Source organism: Lyngbya aestuarii BL J (genome assembly GCF_000478195.2).
Taxonomy (GTDB): domain Bacteria; phylum Cyanobacteriota; class Cyanobacteriia; order Cyanobacteriales; family Microcoleaceae; genus Capilliphycus; species Capilliphycus aestuarii.
This window is the reverse complement of sequence record NZ_AUZM01000243.1, coordinates 1-1,074: the sequence shown is the minus strand read 5'-3', so window position 1 is coordinate 1,074 and position 1,074 is coordinate 1. Positions and strand designations below refer to the sequence as shown.

Here is a 1,074-nt window from a genome sequence, read left to right as displayed (position 1 = left end):
TGTGCTCTTCCGATCTTGATACTCTTTTTGGTGATATCGATAGCGATCAAGTTTTTGGTGGCGACGGGTTGGATTTAGTTTTTGGGAATCAGTCTGAGGATACTCTCGATGGGGGCAATGATAATGATACTCTATTTGGCGGTCAGGGAAATGATAGTATAGCGGGAAGTTTGGGTGATGATTGATTGTTTGGAGATGGCGGGAATGATACTTTGTTTGGGGGAAATGGTAATGATAAATTTGTTTTCAAGCCGGGAGATGGAACAGATATTATTATTAATTATAGTGCTGGTGATAGTATTGTTTTTGATGCGATCGATGGAATTACTGCGGGTAGTATAACGCTTGTGGATGGAACGGGTGCTAATAATGGTAGTTTGTTAATTAATTTGATTTCAACGGGTGAAACGCTGGCGATATTACAAACGACTTCGGTTGCTGAATTTAATAGTATTGGTTTAATTGAAGTTGTGGAAATCTAATTTATCTTAAAAACCCGGTTTCTCCAATAAACCGGGAGTTTAGGGTGTATTTTTGGTGAGTAATTCTGCAAGTTCACAAAATCCATTCACTTCTTCTGCTATCGTTACATAAGTGGGTTTATAATTGAGATATTCGGTATAATGTAAAATATTGGCAACACCGACGGAGTAAGGGAATTTTTCGGGGTTAAATAAGCTTTCGTCGTTGGGACTATCACCCACGGTTAAAATATTTTCGGTTGACAGTTTGGGGAAATATTGTGATAAAACTTTTAACAGTCCCGTGGCTTTATCTTGGGTTTGGGGTTTAATATGACATTGAACGGTACTATAGGTAAAACCCCAATCTTGTTCGTGACACATCTCAGCTAACGTTTGCAGTTGCGATGGACTTAAGCCCCCGACATCAAACGTCCAATCTGTTAGCCGAAAGCGGTTATCTGTTGATTCTTTGAGATCCGGAAATTGATATTTTAAACGCTTAAAAACTTCGGCTAATTGTTGGCGATGTTCGCTGAGATCAGAAACCGAAACTAACAATTCAGGAGAATCATTTTTACTCCCATAAAAAAGTCCGCCATTTTCAGCGATC

The 1,074-nt window shown here is 39.0% G+C and carries 3 protein-coding genes; 2 read left to right on the top strand and 1 reads right to left on the bottom strand.

Going from position 1 to position 1,074, the window contains the following annotated elements:
* Nucleotides 1-185, top strand: a 185-nt coding sequence (locus tag M595_RS31410) for a calcium-binding protein (protein WP_023069891.1), incomplete at its 5' end; no start/stop codon positions are given.
* Nucleotides 186-482: a hemolysin-type calcium-binding repeat family protein gene (locus tag M595_RS27825; protein WP_023068423.1), complete on the top strand. Its 297-nt coding sequence runs from the start codon at nucleotides 186-188 to the stop codon at nucleotides 480-482.
* A 39-nt stretch (nucleotides 483-521) separates the two neighbouring features.
* On the opposite strand, the gene M595_RS27820 is transcribed toward M595_RS27825, so the two are convergent.
* On the bottom strand, nucleotides 522-1,074 hold a 553-nt coding region (locus M595_RS27820), incomplete at its 5' end, for an HAD hydrolase family protein (protein WP_023069892.1).